Below are 18,128 nucleotides of genomic sequence, written 5' to 3' on the forward strand. Positions count from 1 at the left end.
CCCGAAAAATTCAGGGGCTTGAAAAAAGTCAGTAAAAGGACACAGGTTATTTTACAACTTGCATCTTACCATGAAGAATGTCGCTGCCGGTTTCAATTACGTATATGTAAGTTCCGGAAGAGACTGGAGAACCACTTGAATTATTGACATTCCATTGAATTTGGTATTCGCCGGCGGCTTTAAATTCATTAGTAAGTTCTGAAATCATATTACCGAACATATCAGTGATATAAATTCTCACATTTGTAGCTTCGCTAATTGAATAGTTAATAGTCGCATTATCAGTAACAGGATTTGGATAGTGGTTTGAACCAGACCAAACATTGTCAGTACCAACAATTTGCTTATTAAGGTTATTACCATCCCAAGTGAAAGTATAGTTAGGTGTTGAACCAACATTCTGTTCTTTTTCCTTAGACATGGAATTGTAATTAACTTTAACTTTAACGTTTACAGGCAATAACTCTTCACCGCTGTTATTTAATGCGGAGTATGAACCCCAACCATAACGATATTGCCAACTGTCTGCAGTAAGGTTACCACTTTGTGAATCTTGAAGTTCAGCAGTTACATTTACAGTAGCAAAGTCGAACTGACAATTGTTTCCTACATTTTGTTCTTTTTCTACATCAGCACCTTTGTAAGATACTTTAACTTTTACAGCTACAGGAAGTATTTCTTCGCCACTATTATTTAATGATGAATATGAACCCCAACCATATCTGTATTGCCAGTTGTCTGCTGTTAGAGCATCACCTTCTGAATCATTTAAGTTAGCAGTTACATTTACAGTAGCAAAGTCGAACTGACTATTGTTTCCTACATTTTGTTCTTTTTCTACATCAGCACCTTTATAAGATACTTTCACTTTTACAGCTACAGGAAGTATTTCTTCGCCACTATTATTCAATGATGAATATGAACCCCAACCATATCTGTATTGCCAGTTGTCTGCTGTTAAGTTACCATTATCAGAATCTTTAAGTACTGCAGTTACATTTACAGTAGCAAAGTCGAACTGACTATTGTTTCCTACATTTTGTTCTTTTTCTACATCAGCACCTTTATAAGATACTTTAACTTTTACAGCTACAGGAAGTATTTCTTCGCCACTATTATTCAATGATGAATATGAACCCCAACCATATCTGTATTGCCAGTTGTCTGCTGTTAAGTTACCATTATCAGAATCTTTAAGTACTGCAGTTACATTTACAGTATTAAACATAACTAAAGGATTTGTTGAAATATTCTGTTCTTTTTCAACAGAAGCCCCTTTATAGGTTACTTTAAATTTAACTGAGTTAGCAGAATTATCAACCAAATAAGCTGAAATTCCGGAAGAATTAGTGTTTAACATTGAAGAGTAAGCACCCCAGCCGTATCTGTAAGATACTTCAGCACCTTCGATTGGTTGATTGTTGCTGTTTACCAATTTCACAAAAGCAGCTTTCTTGTTGAATTCGCAGCCCTCTATATCTAAGAATGTTACGATTCCATCAAATTTGAATTGGTAATTACCCGGAAGTAACCACATAGATGGTTTATCGAATGTTTTCCAGCCACCTGCCGGAACAAATACAATAGAACCAGGATAGTTGAGTGTGACATTTACGGCTTCATATAAAAGTTCGTTTGTTCCAGCACTAACAACAGGGAATTTTTCCATTGATCTGTCATTTAATGTCATTCTGAATTTGTATGCATTGTCGCGTGGGAATAACTGAACATCATAATAACCATTTGTACCAGTATAACCATGATGAACCCAAGTTCCGCCACCTTGGTCAACTTTTCCACCAGGAGATTCGAGAATATAATTGCCATTACAATCAGTCAGTTTAATTCTAAGCAATGCTGTTTGCCAAGTGTAATTGGATGCAGCAAGTTGAGATAAGTTCTGTTCGATTCCACCTTGATTGTAAGATAGGGATATTTTAGTAAATCCGGGGTCAATATTGAATAATATTTGTCCGTTTGCATCGGTAGTTGCATTGAAAGCTGTCAACCATGAACCACCCTTGGCTGGTTTTATGTTAACAGTAGCACCAGCAAGTCCTGCACCAGTATGGTCTAGTAAAGTTATATATCCGGTACCCATTTCACATCCTTCAATAGTAAGAGTTTTCTGAGTTGAACCAAATCTTACATTGTAATTACCGGGTAGTAAATATACGAATGGGTCAGAATAGTCACGCCAAGTATTTGTATAATATTTAACAGCGAGACCTGAAGCAAATTTTACCTTTGTTATTTCAAAATCAACATTGCTACCGGCTGATGCAACGTTGTGCCATTTTTCAACAGATCTTCCATTATAAGTCATACGGAATTTGTAGTTAAGTGGCAAAAGTTCCATCGAAGTAAGTCCTGATGCATCTGTAGTACCACTTCCGAAAGTTCTCCAAGAACCTGCATAATACTTAACATCACCATCAGAAATTCCGCCATCTTTACAATTCTCTAATTTCACAATGACATTTGCAGTTTGGAATAACACATCAGAATTTCCACCTGCAGTATTTTGCCATTTCTCTTCAACTCCACCTTTGTAATTCATTCGGAATTTGTAGTTTAATGGCAATAATTCCATATTTGCATTACCTGATGCATCAAGAGTGCCTGAACCAAATGTTCTCCATGAGCCGGCATAATACATGACTGCACCCAACTCATCAGTAATAGCATTATTACTACTATTAACCAAATTAACATTAACAAGTTGAGTTGCGAATGTTACTAAAGTGTTTGCTGATGCAGTATTTTGCCATTTTTCTTCAACACCACCCGAGTAAGACATACGGAATTTATAGTTCAGTGGTAGCAATTCTTCCGTTGCTTTACCATTTGCATCAAGAGTACCGGTGCCAAATGTTTTCCAGCTACCTGCATAATACATAACAGTACCCAGCTGATCAGTAATAGCAGCATTTGAGCTATTTTTGAGCTCTACAGTAACTTCCTGAGTTTGGAAAGTCACAATGTGTGTATTTTCATCAGCATCAACTATTTTATGCCAAAACTCCTGAACTCCACCTTTGTAAGTCATTCTCCACTTGTAATTACCTTCTAAAAAGTAATTTTTTTGAGCAACACCATCATTATCAGTTGTGCCAAAGTCTTTCCAACTTCCTGCATAGTATTTAACATCACCGCCTTCAAGACCATTTCCTTCACTGTCAAGCAATTTAACTGTTACTATAGGATTAACAGCTTCAAACTTCACTAAATTACCAGCAGAAGCAATATTATGCCATTTTTCATTATTCTGCCCATCATAAGTCATACGGAATTTGTGATTGACAGGAAGCATTTCTACTTTTGTATTGCCTGATTCCCAATCTCCATCACCAGTAGTTCCTAAATCCTTCCAGCTATTAGTATAATACTTAACTACTCCACCATTAATTCCATTATCGGTTGACTTTGTTGCAAGTCTAATTGTAACTAATTCTGTATTGAAAACAACTTCATTATCATTACCAACATCTTGCCATTTTTCTTGAGTAGCACCATCATAAGTAATTCGGAATTTGTGATTAACAGGAAGTAATTCCATTGATGTTGTGGTTGAGCCACTTCCGAAATCATACCAAGCGTTTGAATAGAACTTAGCTCCACCTATGAGTTCAGTATTTGTGGAAGATAACAATTTGAAAGTAACGGGAACTGTTGTGAACAAAACATTAGGGTCATTACCAACATTTTGCCATTTTTCAAGAGTTGCACCATTTAATGTAAATCTGAATTTGTGATTAACAGGTAACAATTCAAGCGTTTCAGGTGTTGTACCGCCACCGAAGTCGTACCACGCATTTGAATAATATTTTGCAGCTCCGCTTAAAGATTCATCTGTGGAAGTTTTTGCGTTGAAAGACACGAGTACAGTGTTGAAAATTACTTGATTATCAGTACCAACATTCTGCCATTTTTCAAGAGTTGCACCATTGTAAGTAACTCTGAACTTATGATTTACAGGAAGTAATTGCATAGAACTTGTTGTAGAACCTGAACCAAAATTGTACCATGCATTAGAATAGAATTTAGCTCCACCTTCGAGTTCAGTATTTGTGGAAGATAACAATTTGAAAGTGGTATTAGTTGTTTGGAATTGAGCAACAGGATTAGTTTTAATATTCTGCCAGAATTCCTGAGTAGCACCTTCCCATCTCATTCTAAACTTCAGGTTACCTTTATCGCCATCCACATTTAGGAACACCAAACCATTTGTGTTAGTAGTTCCGGCATTTTTCCATGAATTATCATAATACTGAGCAATACCGCCTTCTAAGCCTTGTCCATCGCTATCAACTAATTTTACTGCGAATGCTGACGTTGTTTGGCTACAAACTTCTTCAATAGTGATAGGCATATAATTATTACCGGGAGTTCTAAAGTTAAAATTATATGTTCCGGGCAATAGCTCCATACTTGGTTTGTTAAAAAACTTACTATCGCCATTTCCACCGTAAGAAATTGAGTTAGCCCAATTTAAAGTCACTTTTGTAGTTTTCCAAGTCAATGTTGTGTTAGAATTAGGAATTCCCACGTTCAATTTAGTTTGTGCAGTTGCTTGATAATGCATTTCAAATGAAAATACACCTGGGAACATTTCTGCTTGTGTTACTCCATCATTATTTGTAACACCACCCGGGAACCATGAAGTAGAATAGTTAGAACCTTTACCGTATCTTGGATTTCCACCACTTAATGCTTGTCCGTCGCAAGTTTCAAGTTTGAGAGTTACTAAATTAGTTTTAAATAGGTAATAAGAATCACTTGCCGGATTTTTTGGTCCTTGAATAGCTGAAGAATTGTTGATATTTGCTTCATAAGCAAGAGAGCTTGGCTTGCCATCTCTCAAATCCATCAATAAACCGTTAGAGTTTGTACTTCCTGCTACGTGCCATTGTGTCGGATTGGTAGTTCCACCTCTGAAGGATACACCCGAAAGTGCGGAACCATCATTTGCATCAACTTTCAAAATAGCAATAGTTTTCTCTATGCTTGTTTTGCCTTCATAGTTTATATCAAAAACATAATTCCTGACATCATTCCAAGCATATCCGGTTTGTATCTGCATCAGATTACCATAAAAGTCAAATGGGAATAATTCTCTATCATTCCATTCACCATCAGTTTTACCGAAGCTTGTCCAACTACCCGAAGTCCTGAAGTTTAAATAACCACCAGAAAAATGAAATTTTACGCTTGTTGTTTTAAATTCAAATGTATTTCCATCTTCTAAAGATGTAAATATTTCGCGTCTTGTACTAGTCCCATTGTAGTGTGCAAATAGTGTATGTGATTTACCGGTTTCCAAACTTATTGTTGCACCTGCATTGTACTCACCGACATAGTTTGGTCCTTTGAATACTTTGTATTTAGCACCGCTTAATGCATTTCCTTGACTATCATAAATATTGACTGTCAGGTCGCCTGCTAAGGCTGTTATGGTACTAAGTACCAGAATCAGAGCCATTAATACTAACCTTGTTATTGTAAGGTTTTTCATAACAGTAACTCCTATATAAATTAATAAAAAAGAATAATTCAAACTTTGAAATGTAAAAGTAAACATATCTGTAATTTCTCACAATACCTAACAATACGTATTTTGCATTTTACGTGTTTCTACGTAGTATCGGAATACTACATCAGTAACTATCATAATATTATATAACATAGTTAATTTCAACAATTTTAAAATAAAAAAAGCCCCAGATAAAATCAAGGGCTTTAAAGAAAATTTGTTAATCTCTTAATAGCTAGAAACTAACACGAATTCCAGGACCTATCAAAAAGAAAAAACTTCCTTCCTGAAGGTAATAACCAAAACCTCCGTACAAAGGAAAACTTATCCGGTTTGTACCTTTTATAGGGTATAAAGAAGTTATGAGAATCAGACCTAAGTCTCTTTCGGCATTTGGACTGAAGTTAAATGCATTCTGTGCAAGGAATCCTACACCGGCTTTAATCGGCAATAGCTGCTGAATTTCATTATCACGATAGAAGCTGAACTGTGCCACCATCGCAAAACTTATACCTGTAAGGAATGGCGCCAGCTTCTGATTATCACCAATTTTTTGTATGAAAAGTCCGGCAGGAATTGATAAATCCACATCGAAGCTAGTTCTTTTCTTGTGATAAATTACAATTCTCTGAAGAAAACCTTCGCTTGTATAAGATGAGGCAGTATGCTCAACAATCAATTCGATTTTGCCCCATTCACCGAGACTGTATGTTTTTTTGGACAGAAAATTATTAACTAAAATATCCGCCAGTCTGCAGCCTGACTGAGAGTAATAGTTATGACGCGGCGATTCTTCTCCCGGACAAATAGTAAATGTTCCGATATTGCCGGTTTCAATCAAATTACCATTTTTGTCTTCGAGGCGTGCTCTAATCTGAACAATCTGCTTACCGTAAAGCACTTCACCTCTATCTATCAGGTCGCGGTCGAATGAGATTACGATATCCTTAACAGTTCCTGAATACAGTACCGGCTGATTTATCAAACTCAAAGGGACTTTCCCTTCTCCATAATCAATATTTATAAAATCGAATTTCCTTGGTTTTTGATGCTCGGCAACTGTAAGCACTATCCCTGTATTTTTGCCGCCTTCGACAATATTAAGTGTTCGCTTATTTGCATTAATCGGCAACCGCAATTTATAATTATGAACAATATCGGTTTGCAATGCAGAATCTGTTGTGAGATTAACCATTTCCTCGAAATAGAATTTCGAATGTTTAAGGCTGCGACCTTCAATTTTTAAATCTATGGTTTCACCCGGTTTAATATTCAAATTTCCCGACCATTCAGTTCCGTTTCTCAGGATTGAAACCCGCTCTATTGCAGGCATTGGAATTATATCAATATTTGTAACAAACATTGATTGGTCGCCATCTTTAATAAATAAATATCCATCTGAAACTTTGTGATTATTATATGCTCTGAAATCACAAAGGATCTTGTCATTTGTCAGGCGTCTGATAGTGAAAAGCTCTGCTATTAGCGGGCTCCCCACTTCTTCGGAAGCTTCAATTCTGTAAGTTTTGCCTATTAATAGTCTGCCGTTATTTTCGAGATGTATTCTTTCGCCTTTGATATTTTCAGGTTCCCGGATTATTTGTCGCTCATCAATTCTCAAAAATATATGACGGCTATTCTGGACTTTGAAATGCTTACTGATTGGTTCGAGACTGTAAACAGAATTATTGCCATAATCTAAAAATGGGCGCTTTGTTTCAAAAACAATTTCAAATGTCTGATTTCCAATAGCTTTCGGCTCTATAAAAATTTGACCCGTACGTCCGGTTCGAACTAACCGGTAATTGAATTTATCGGCAGATTTCCACATCCCATCAAGCACAAGATTTTCAATATTATTTGATATAATTTCGAATTGCCTTGATTCGCCTAAATATAATTCCTCAGATTTAGGATAGAAATTCACTTCAGTTTGAGTATAAGGAAACAGTGGTAGCTCCAGATTTTTATAATTGCCTGTTTCTTCGAAAAGTGTAAATGTCAGATTTAGAAAATCTGATTCAGATAAGTTTTTGAATCGTATTCTAAATCTGTGGAAGTCATTATTAATAAGCTCCAATGAATCAAGAATATCAAAATCTGATGATGAATTCAAACTAATGCTATGCTTCTGATTCCTAAGTCTAAGCTCACCGCGGACGATTTGCTCATTTGATGAATATTCGAAAGTAAGACTGTTTTGGTTATTAAATTTTACTATATTATGCTCAGAATCAAATATTTTATCACCTGAATACAGCTTAATATTTTGAATATACTGATTAAAAAATTGCAAATTATTACCATAACTCACTTGAGAAGACAATGAAAATATTATAAAAATAAAAAATATTCTAAATGCTGCTGAATAATTAAATTTTCTCATTTCAATCTAATAAATTTTTGTATTATTAACTAATATTAAGTTTACGATTAATGATTTTAATTATTATTTTGTTTCTCTGTTTGCTGAGCCTTTCATCACAACAATGTCGTCTTTTTGATAAAGCACATCATCATTATTTGATTTCTGCTGAAAACCCATGTTGATATTAGATCTTGATTTGATACCAAGCAAATTTTTCACATATCTTACCGCTACAGCAGTTCCAACAAGGAATGCCGTAAAAATAAGCCCTAAGATGATTAATATTTTCATTTCTTCTCAATATCCCGTTAATTCCACATAACCATATCCGGCAATCGGATTTTCTTCAAATCTGCCGGATATTCTTATACTACCTTCGTAGTATTTGACCGAAAGTTTCATTTCCTGCTCCAAAATCTGAACCTCTGAAATAATTTCCAATGAATATTCCGGTAGAATAATTCTCCATTTAGTCGGATATTCAGTACCACTTTCTAATTTTTGAGTATTCAAAATCTTAAGTTGAAAATCGCCTTCCTTGAGATTTTTATAAGTGCCATCAGGTAATACCAGTGTACCTTTTGCGAAATTTGTAGCACCCGAAGAATCTCTCAGACGGAAAAACATAAGCTCAATATTGTTGTCAAGCTGAACCGAAAACCAGTCCCAGCCTGTCTGACCGGCAGATAGTGCGCTAGTACTCCATTCTCTGTCCATCCATGATGAACCTGTGACAGAATAATTTTTATCTTCTATTTCAATATTTCCGCTTGACTTAATCCTTGTAAATGAATAATAATATGAAGCATTACCGGGTTCATAACTTTTGGCGCTTAGACCTCTATCGCCATGAAGTACCATATTTTTAACCGGCTCAAGATATAAGTTCAGAGCTATATCGCCTTCAACAGCATTGATTCTGAAAATTGGTTTATCATAATTATTATTCGGATAATCACCGTTTATAGTCCAATTTTCAATAAAAATTTTCAGAGGCAAAGTATCAGTACCGGCAAGTCCTTCTATTCCGCGTGAAAATTTTTCAAAGTAATAATGCTTATTACTACCGACATCAGTCAGAGCAAAGTGTGCAAAATAAAGTTGATTGGAACTTAAATTTGAATTGATTTCACCAACTTCCGGACTTAATGCATTTCTGAATATCGTAAATTGATAACCGAACCTATTGCCTTTTTCATCCTGAAGATTACCTGTGAAATACCACCACTCTAATTTATAGTCATTATGAGCTGCATGGTCACGGGGAAATTGAAAATCAACCGGCAATATTGCCTTTTTAAACAAAGTATCACCCTCAGCAGACATCGCTGAAGTAACAGAAAAATACTTACTATCTTCGCTTTTTGGAACATCAAATATAAAATATATACTAATGCCAAATAAAGTTACAAATAAAATTATGAATAAAACTTTTTTCATTCGTAAATAGACGAAATAGTTTGATATTTTGATGTTATAGAATGAAATTACAAATTGCAATACAATAGTTCAGTATTACAATTCGTATTAAAAACTATGACAAAAGCAGAATTAATAAAGCAAACACTTGAGTTTTTAAATATGACCGGCAAAACTGTCGGTAAGCTGGTTGATTTTTATATTGATTATGCTTTGAATGATGAAAATGTGAAATTATCACTCCTACATCTAATAGAAGGTTATGTCGTTGCTTACCCTCATTTCCCTGAAATAATTACAGGTAATCTTGATGGACGAAATCTGAAGAAAGAAATAATGAATTCACTTGAAGAAGTCCAGATTGCACTGCATCTTAGTCGGGAAGACCCTGAAGAGCTGAGACTGAAGTGGCAGGAATTTTATAATTATCAAAACTACTATTCCGTAGTTCTTTCTGAACTTATTGATAATCAGAGATTTATATATCTCAATATGAATTAAAAAACGGAGATAAAATTTAGATATTATCTCCGTACTAAATTAAAATAATAATTCTGTTGTCTTATAAATTATACATTACGCCTGCATTTACACCAAGATAAGAAGCGCTTCCATCAGAGAAAATAATGTTATACTTGGCATTTGCCCTCCAGCTTAATTTTTCGTTAATTCTCTGCTCAATACCACCAAGAATATTTAAACCAAATTCAAGGTTTGAATTTGACATAGTTTCACCGAAGAATTTCACTGTAGCACCAAAGCTATTGAAACCAAGTTCAGCACCAACGAATGGAATAAGACCTTCAGTATTGAACTGATAGTTTAATAATGCCATAATTGGAATATTTGAGAAAGAGAAACCATCTGCATCTGTTCCCCATGATTGATATCCGATCGTACCACCAATAATAAGCTGTGGTTGAAGATAGTATTGAAATATGCCGGAAATACCGAAACCTGCATTGGCTGCATTACCAAAATCACCAACCGGAAGCTGAAGTCCAACTTCACCACCTATACGCATCGGGTTTGGACCATCCTGAGCAACACTTGTAAATGTAAGCACTGTAACTAATGCCAGAATTGTAATAAAATACTTCATTTTAACACTCCATTAAATATTTTAAAAAAATAAATTAAAAAAAACAACATTCTGATTACGAAAATACAACTAAAATTAATAGTTTCCAAAAGAAAACATTTAGCAATTGCTAAAAAAATACTCAAAAATTACTTAGAAAGAAAAAAAAGCACCAAAAATAAGATGAAAACTCATTTAAACGGTTAATTTTTTAAAAAATCCATTGCAATTTTTCTAAATTCTTCTTTCTCAGTTATCATAAAAGTATGCCTTCCATAATCATAAAATGCCTTTTTGCAAATTGGGATTTTTTGTGATAATTCATCAAGTCTTTCTAAAATATTCGGAAGCAGTTCATCTGTAGAAGTTGCAACAAGAAGAACTCCGGCTTTAATTACTGATAAATCACCAAAAATTGTAGGAAATCCTTTCCTTGTGAAACTAAGCATCATTTCACAATCATTATCTACAACCTGCTCCCAGTCTTCTCCATTATGAAATTTCCAATACTGAGTTGTCATGAAGTCATTTTTGGCTTTTCTCCTTCCAAGAACAATCTTTTCAGCTTCTTTGTAAGTCAAATAGTCGCCAAAAAAACTATCGGCAATTATTTTTCCGATTCTATCCGGCTGCATAATGCACATATTCAGCCCAACCATTGCACCACCGCTGGTTCCGATAACATCGAAATTTTCAATATTCAGCAAGTCCATTAATTGAAAAGCCGCTTCAGCATTGTACCTCCAAAAATCATCACGGAATTTATCAAGTCTTTCGCTTTTTCCGTGTCCGGGATAATCCATTAGTATTACTTTAAAATATTGACTGAAATAATTCTTACAACTTATAAACAATGAAGATGAAACCGAATTGCCGTGCAAAAGAAGAAGTGGTCTGCCATTGCCAATTATTTCATAATATACTTTTTTGCCTTCAAAATCAAAAAAATCCAAATTTATTTCTCCTCTTTATTATCAGATTGAGCAAGTTCTCTTAATGGTTTGAAATGCCTGATTAAAATCACAAAACAGCCTAACGAGAATGTAATTTTTAGTGCCAAATAATCAGTAACAGGGAAGAAACTGAACAATTCGTACATTGCATCTGGTGTGGAAAAAACAAGTATCATCGCACCAATGAGAGCTATACCGTTTGCAATATGTACATTTTTTCTGACTATATAGTAACCTGCAAGCCACATAACAAGCCAGGTTACTACAAAATAAGGACTGACAGCACCAAACGCTCCGGCAGCCACAGCAAGTCCTCTGCCGCCTTTACCGCCAAAGAATATATTATAATTATTCCCGATTATTACCCATACAAGACCTGCCATAAATGGTATATAAAAGCCTCCGGATAAATAATATGCCAAAATTGCAGCTGCCACTCCTTTCACTAAATCTAATATAAGAACTGAAATTCCGATGGCTCTGCTGCCGGTTGTCTCAAAGCTGTTGAGCGCTCCGGGATTGCCTGAGCCATGCTCGAAAATATCTTTTTTCCCAAATAATTTTACAATTATGTATGAACTTGGGATTGTACCAATAAGATAACTAACCACAATTGATAACAATAATTCCATTAATCTTTCTCCCTCAGAAATCTCATTTGCAATAAGCTAAAAATTATCAAAATAAAAAATAATACAAATGCAAGTGCCGAAGCATAGCCCATTTTGTCCGAACGTTCGAATGCATTAACGAAAATCTGGTAAACAAGAGTTGTTGTGGCATTCAGCGGTCCGCCTTTTGTCATCACGAATATTTCGACAAATATTTGGAATGACTTAATTGTATTTATTACTAATATAAACAATAAAGTCGGTTTCAACAAAGGCAGGGTTATACTGAAAAACATTCTCGAGATGCTTGCACCTGAAAGTCGGGCAGATTCATACAAATCATTCGGTATAGACTGCATACCGGCTAAGAACAGCACCATATAGTAGCCTGTAGCCATCCATACATCCATTGCCATTATAGAAAAAAGTGCAGTTCCCGGCTCTAAAAGCCAGCCTCGCTCTGCATAAGGAAGATTCAGTATAGAAAGCAGAGCATTTACATAGCCGTCTTTTGAATAAAGATTTGTAAAAATCAGCGATATCACAACAAGCGAGGTAACTGTCGGCATAAAATAGGAAGCTCTGAAAAACTCTTTGAATCTGGTCATTTTGCTGTTCAGAAATACTGCCAATAGAAGTGCCAAACTTGTTGTAACAGGAACTGTTCCAAAAGTAAAAATCATTGTATTGCTAAGGGCTTTCCAAAACACATCATCAGAAAAAATTGCTGTATAATTTCCAAATCCTTTGAAATCCGCCAAACCTGTCAGAGTGTTATAATCTGTAAGACTCAGATATGCTGCATAAATAAGCGGATAAAGCCAGAATATTGCAAATGTTGCAATCCAGGGCATAAGCATAACAGAAGTATTCAGCCTGCTTCTAAAGCTCAACATTTCAAATCAGCCTTGATAAATTTTTTAATTGAATTATAAAGTAGTTCCAAGGGTAGTCCGACTATATTGTAATAACATCCTTGTATATGGCTTACAAATACTGCCCCAAAATCATCCTGAATACCATAAGCTCCGGCTTTGTCCATAGGTGAGCCGGATTCGATATATGCCCATATTTCATCATCCTCAAGGTCGCGGAAAGTTACTTCAGTAATTTTGTAATCAGTAAGCCAACTGTTTGTGTGAGAATTAATTAATGCAATTGCCGTATACACTTTGTGAGTTTTCCCGCTCAAATTTCTTAAAAACATATAAGCATCCTCTTTGGTTTCAGGTTTGTTTATAATCTCTTCATCTAGAACAACAATGGTATCAGAACCTAATACAAGAGCTTCATAATTCAATTTTGATGCAACATCTTCTGCCTTACTAAATGCTAAATGAATTGCATAAGCTTCAGCAGGTAGTTGCCCGTCAAGTGACTCATCAATATCTGAGGGTATGACCTCAAATTCAAATCCAAGTGAATTTAGCAAATGCTTACGTCTTGGAGATTTTGAAGCAAGCACCAATGGAATTTTAAGCCCGATAAGTTTTGATATACCAACCATATTAATTCATAAATAACATTGGATGAATAAGATATTTGCCTGATTTCAATTCGATTTTTACATACAATACCTGTGATGAAATCAACTTCTCCTTTACAGAAAATTCAACAGATGCCTGATTACCGATGTAAATCATTGAATTTGTTAAGTCGGCAATTTCACCCGAGAGAACATCATAGACCTTTATTGAGTTAATATTTTCGGCAGCATTCTTTTCAACAATCGAAATTGAGACATAATCACTCGCAGGGTTAGGATAAATGCTGACATCTATAAGATGATTTATATTATCTTCAACACTCATCATGGGATTTTTTCCATACAAATTAACCGTCTCAGTATGTCCGCTTTTGAAATTGATTTTCAAATTTGCAGAATGAACGCCATTCTGATTTATGCTTATAACATCAATAGGGAATACTTCATTTCTTGAAAGTGAAAAATTTGTTTCATCATATTTAATGTCGAAAAAATTAAAATCATCATTCTGAAGTTCGATACTTTCAATTTCAATTGGCTGAGCAAGCCTTGAATCATTACTGAAATTTGTCACATAAAGTCTTATGAAATCATCTATCTTAGTAATATTAAAATCAAATACTATGCCCGTATCAGAAACAAAATACAGCGGTTCGAAGGGTATTTCGGTTCTTTTAGATATACTTGGCATTCTTTCAAGCATTTCCGGGTATCCTATAAAAATGTTAGCTCTTTCCTGATACACAGCCACTGAATCATTTCTTGCAAGTTCAGCAGCATCAACCGGATCCTGCAGTGCCCACTGGCGAAGAGTTTCTTCCTGTTGGTCAAGGAATTTATTAGGATTATCGTACCTGACAGCAAAATAAAACATTGCTCGGGCAATATTACCTCTTGTTTCGGGACGTACCTCAAAAACAGTCTTGCCGCTTGCATCCTTGCCAAGTTTCGAGCCACCTTTTTCATAAGAAGGATTACCCGAAATATTCCCAAATGGATGATTGCCTCTACGGTCATTAGTAGTTTTATCAGCTACAAAGAGATGATTAATATCGCTCAGGGGTGGTTCAGAATCAGCTCCCATAGAACGGGGCCAGGTATGCTCGGTATTGAATCCCTGATTATCCAAAGCAGAAAAATCAGGTTCATCACCCGGATTGATTTTATTACCTGTATATATGCACTCAACCTGACCATCATCCCCGCGGTCAAAATTAGACCAGAACAGAATTCTCGCATCCCGATATGAAAAAACCTTATGATTGCTCATTGTAACCATCATTACATCAATAAGGTCAGAACCCCAAAGATTGTCAGTAAAATGCTGCTGATTTTTTTCTGATAATGTTATTTTGGATTTAACATATACAGGCAATGAATATTCTGATGCACTACAGGTAACATTAAAAAAGATAATTCCATCAAAATTTACATTCTGTTTAGCATGAAATTTAACTGGAATATTTACGCCTGAATTACCTGCAAGATAAATTGGCAGCTGAATACCGGATATATCAATATAATCACTGAGGTAAGTATTCACTTTTATTGCATTGATAGTAAGTTCGTAATTACTGCCATTATATATAACAATATTCTTTTCTTTGATATTTCGAATTCTCAGCAATTCAAAATCAAGTGTATCAGTTATTTCGACATTACAAAAATTTGTTCCGTAAAGTGAATTTGAAAAAAATACTAAAACTAAAATTGTAAAAAGAAATTTCCTCATTATTTACCTTTTCCATTTTTCAACAAGAATATAAACAAAAGTAATAAATTTGTAGCATAATATCCGAAATAATAGAAAAAAATAATTATTTTGCAGGAATAAATCTCACACTACTGAGATTATCGGAATTGATATATTTTGCTACAGTATTTTTAATATCATCTGCTGAAACATCATTAATAATCGAAATCGTTTCTTTAATATTTTCAAATCCAGATTCCATAAATACTGCTTTAGCAAGCCCCTGCATACGGGCGGATAAACTCTCAAGTTCCATAATTATACTTGTTTTGAACTGCTCCTTGGTTCTTTGAAGTTCAGGGTCTTTCAAAGGATAATTCAGGAATTTATCAATTTGCTCGGCTATCAATTTTTCAGTCTTCTTTAGTTTGTTTTTATCCGATGCAGCATAAATATAAAAAACTCCAGAATCAGAATGAACCTGTATTGTAGAATATATCGAATAAGCTATACCGTGGCGGTCCCTTAAATTCTGATATAGTCTTGAGCTCATACCATCTCCAAAGAGAATATTGAACATAGGCAGCGTATATCTGGTCTCAAAGCTATATCCGGGTATTCTCGAACCTAATAGAATATGTGACTGGCTAACCTGTTTTTCTACTTCGATTTCACCCTTTGGTAGAATTTCAGGATATTCCCTGATTCTCAAAGATGATGAATCTTCGGAAATTGATGTGTAGAGAAGAGTTTTTTTAACAATATAATCATGCGAATGTGGTCCTGCGTAACTAATGATAAGACGCCCGTTTTTAAAATTATTCCTGTGATAATCTTTAAGCTTGTGACTGTCAAAACTCAGCAGATTTTCTTCAGTCCCTAAAATCGAAGTACCCATTGGATGAGCACCGAAAATCAATTTATCTCCATAGTCGAAAATGGATTCTTCAGGGTCGTCATCATACGATTTAATTTCTTCGATTATAATCTGTCGTTCTTTTTCAATGTCTTTTTCATTAAAAACAGTATTCCGAGTAATATCATTCAGCAGCTTAAATGTTGGAAGAAAGTTATCTTTCAGCGCCCTGACATAGAAGCTGGTTGATTCCTGAGTAGTATAAGCATTGGCATAAGCTCCGAGTGATTCAAATTTTGAAGCAATCTGGCGTGAGGAATAGCGATTAGTACGCCTGAATGCACAATGTTCGATAAAATGAGCAATTCCGTTCTCTTCCTGCTTCTCATCGCGTGAGCCGGTATCATAGAAAAATCCCAATGCATAAGTCTCAGCCGATGGAATTTCCTCGCTGACAACTGTCAAATTTTCTCTAATTTGGGTAGAATTTATTTTACTTCTGTATAAATCTCTGCTTTTTATTATCTTTTTACTTTTCATTACTTACAAAAAACTTAACAAATATGAATTAGTCAGATTAAATATGATTCAAATTGTAAAATATCTAATAAGTAAAATATGACGAAATTCAACAAAGATATTATTATTTATACATATTTAAGCAAATTTTTCTAAGTAAACTATTTAAGTTATTTTCTTTTGAATTTTTCAATTTAAGTATATTCTTTACAATAAATTAATAATTAGTCAGTTTTTACAGATATAAAATTTGAAAATGGATATTGCGATGAAAGTACTTATTCTTGATTGTGTAAAAAATGATTTCAGCCCTGAATTAAAGCCGGCTTTAGATAAATTTGTCGAAGGAATTGAATCAGCAGGAGGTCAGGTCAGTCTGCTCAATATTAAAGACCTGGATATTAAGCCATGCTTTAGCTGCACAACTCAGTCCTCATTTAAGTTTGACGACAAATGCCGTTGTGATGATGATATGAACAGACTTTATCCCGAATTTAGAAATCACGACTCATGGGTTTTTATCTCTCATATTAATTCAAATGGCTCCACAAACTATTTAAAAAATCTTCTTGACCGTATGGAGCCTTTATTTCAGCCGGTATTTACTCTTGACTCTATGGAAGTTGCAATTCCACCGGACAACAAACTCAATGGAAAAATTGCACTACTGTCTTCTTACGAATATGAATCAGCAGACCTTGCAAGAAATATTTCCGATTATATTGATTCAATCAGTTTACTTTTCTCAAAACAGTCAGCCGGAAGCATACTTTTTGAACGGACAAGAATTAATAATGCCAGACTCGATAAATTCTATGATGCCGGGAAAAAATTGATTACAAATGAATGAATCAAAATCCCAATCTGACAAATTCGATACAGCCAAAGTAATTGCAATCACCGGAGGCATTGGAAGCGGCAAGTCTGAGGTGGCAAAAATTCTAATTGCTAAAGGGTATAAAGTAATTTCTACCGATATTCTGGCAAAAGATATAATGATAACTGATGAGAAGGTTAGAGAAAGAATCATAAACACTTTTGGCAGTGATACCTACACTTCGGACAATAAAACCAATGTTAAATTCCTATCTGAAATTGTCTTCTCAGGTGATAAACATCAATCCGCCAATATCGAAAAATTAAACTCAATTGTACATCCACCTGTAATTGACCGAATTGTACAAGAAATTGAAAATGCTGTTTCTGCAGGATTTGATACAGTCTTTGTAGAAAGCGCTTTAATCTATGAAGCCGGTTTGGATGATGGATTTGATTATATAATTTGTGTAGCCGCAGACGAAATAATCAGAATAGAACGCACAATAGAGCGTTCAGGATTGACCCGTCATCAGATAGAAAGCCGGATGAGCGAGCAGATATCTCAGGAACAAAAAATCGGACTGGCTGATTTCACTATCGAAAATAATAAATCGCTCGCAGAACTTGAGAACGCTGTAAACTTCTTACTACCTATAATCCAAATGCTACCCCAAAATTTGAAAGAAAAGTAGAATCAGTAAAAAAGAAAAGTTTGAAAACACTTGCAATCAAATAGCTATAAAAACAAGAACAAATCAAATTATAATTTAGGCAAAACAACAGAATTTAT

At 34.8% G+C, this 18,128-nt stretch carries 14 protein-coding genes; 3 read left to right on the forward strand and 11 right to left on the reverse strand.

The features are described from left to right. Positions 1-46: 46 nt before the first annotated feature. From KF896_07020 to KF896_07035, 4 genes are all read right to left on the reverse strand, one after another. Positions 47-5,515: a T9SS type A sorting domain-containing protein gene (locus KF896_07020; GenBank protein MBX3043450.1), complete on the reverse strand. Its 5,469-nt coding sequence runs from the start codon at positions 5,513-5,515 to the stop codon at positions 47-49. A 253-nt stretch (positions 5,516-5,768) separates the two neighbouring features. Beyond that, positions 5,769-7,919: a hypothetical protein gene (locus tag KF896_07025; GenBank protein ID MBX3043451.1), complete on the reverse strand. Its 2,151-nt coding sequence runs from the start codon at positions 7,917-7,919 to the stop codon at positions 5,769-5,771. A 63-nt stretch (positions 7,920-7,982) separates the two neighbouring features. Further along, positions 7,983-8,192: a hypothetical protein gene (locus tag KF896_07030; GenBank protein ID MBX3043452.1), complete on the reverse strand. Its 210-nt coding sequence runs from the start codon at positions 8,190-8,192 to the stop codon at positions 7,983-7,985. 6 nt (positions 8,193-8,198) lie between these two features. Beyond that, positions 8,199-9,341 carry a carotenoid 1,2-hydratase gene (locus KF896_07035; GenBank protein MBX3043453.1) on the reverse strand — a complete coding sequence of 381 codons (1,143 nt, stop codon included), beginning with the start codon at positions 9,339-9,341 and terminating at the stop codon, positions 8,199-8,201. Between the two features lie 96 nt (positions 9,342-9,437). On the opposite strand from KF896_07035, the gene KF896_07040 reads away from it, so the two are divergent. Next, on the forward strand, positions 9,438-9,821 hold the full coding sequence (locus KF896_07040) for a hypothetical protein (protein ID MBX3043454.1): 384 nt from the start codon (positions 9,438-9,440) through the stop codon (positions 9,819-9,821). Positions 9,822-9,882: 61 nt separating this feature from the next. Here KF896_07040 and KF896_07045 read toward each other — a convergent pair whose 3' ends face one another. The 7 genes from KF896_07045 to KF896_07075 all read right to left on the reverse strand — a co-directional run bounded on the left by KF896_07045 (position 9,883) and on the right by KF896_07075 (position 16,540). After that, on the reverse strand, positions 9,883-10,422 hold the full coding sequence (locus KF896_07045) for an outer membrane beta-barrel protein (GenBank protein ID MBX3043455.1): 540 nt from the start codon (positions 10,420-10,422) through the stop codon (positions 9,883-9,885). A 182-nt stretch (positions 10,423-10,604) separates the two neighbouring features. Next, positions 10,605-11,354 (reverse strand): alpha/beta hydrolase, encoded by a 750-nt coding sequence (locus KF896_07050; protein MBX3043456.1) that lies wholly within the window; start codon positions 11,352-11,354, stop codon positions 10,605-10,607. A gap of 2 nt (positions 11,355-11,356) precedes the next feature. Next, on the reverse strand, positions 11,357-11,986 hold the full coding sequence (locus KF896_07055) for a glycerol-3-phosphate acyltransferase (GenBank protein ID MBX3043457.1): 630 nt from the start codon (positions 11,984-11,986) through the stop codon (positions 11,357-11,359). After that, positions 11,986-12,861, reverse strand: a complete 876-nt coding sequence (locus KF896_07060) for a sugar ABC transporter permease (protein MBX3043458.1) — start codon at positions 12,859-12,861, stop codon at positions 11,986-11,988. Before KF896_07060 ends, KF896_07055 begins: the two co-directional genes overlap by 1 nt. Continuing rightward, complete coding sequence (maf, locus tag KF896_07065) at positions 12,855-13,472, reverse strand: septum formation protein Maf (protein MBX3043459.1); 618 nt, start codon at positions 13,470-13,472, stop codon at positions 12,855-12,857. The genes KF896_07060 and maf overlap by 7 nt, the downstream gene beginning before the upstream one ends. Position 13,473: 1 nt before the next feature. After that, entirely contained in the window at positions 13,474-15,183 is a 1,710-nt protein-coding gene (locus KF896_07070; GenBank protein ID MBX3043460.1) for an endonuclease, read from the reverse strand. An 85-nt stretch (positions 15,184-15,268) separates the two neighbouring features. After that, the gene (locus KF896_07075) at positions 15,269-16,540 is read right to left on the reverse strand and encodes an insulinase family protein (protein MBX3043461.1); all 1,272 of its coding nucleotides are present in this window, start codon (positions 16,538-16,540) and stop codon (positions 15,269-15,271) included. A gap of 247 nt (positions 16,541-16,787) precedes the next feature. Here KF896_07075 and KF896_07080 point away from each other — a divergent pair, with 247 nt between their 5' ends. Continuing rightward, positions 16,788-17,369: a flavodoxin family protein gene (locus KF896_07080; GenBank protein MBX3043462.1), complete on the forward strand. Its 582-nt coding sequence runs from the start codon at positions 16,788-16,790 to the stop codon at positions 17,367-17,369. Next, positions 17,362-18,030 carry a dephospho-CoA kinase gene (gene coaE / locus KF896_07085; GenBank protein ID MBX3043463.1) on the forward strand — a complete coding sequence of 223 codons (669 nt, stop codon included), beginning with the start codon at positions 17,362-17,364 and terminating at the stop codon, positions 18,028-18,030. The genes KF896_07080 and coaE overlap by 8 nt, the downstream gene beginning before the upstream one ends. Positions 18,031-18,128: the final 98 nt, after the last annotated feature.

Source organism: Ignavibacteriota bacterium (assembly GCA_019637995.1).
Classification (GTDB): Bacteria; Bacteroidota; Ignavibacteria; order Kapaibacteriales; family UBA2268; genus JANJTB01.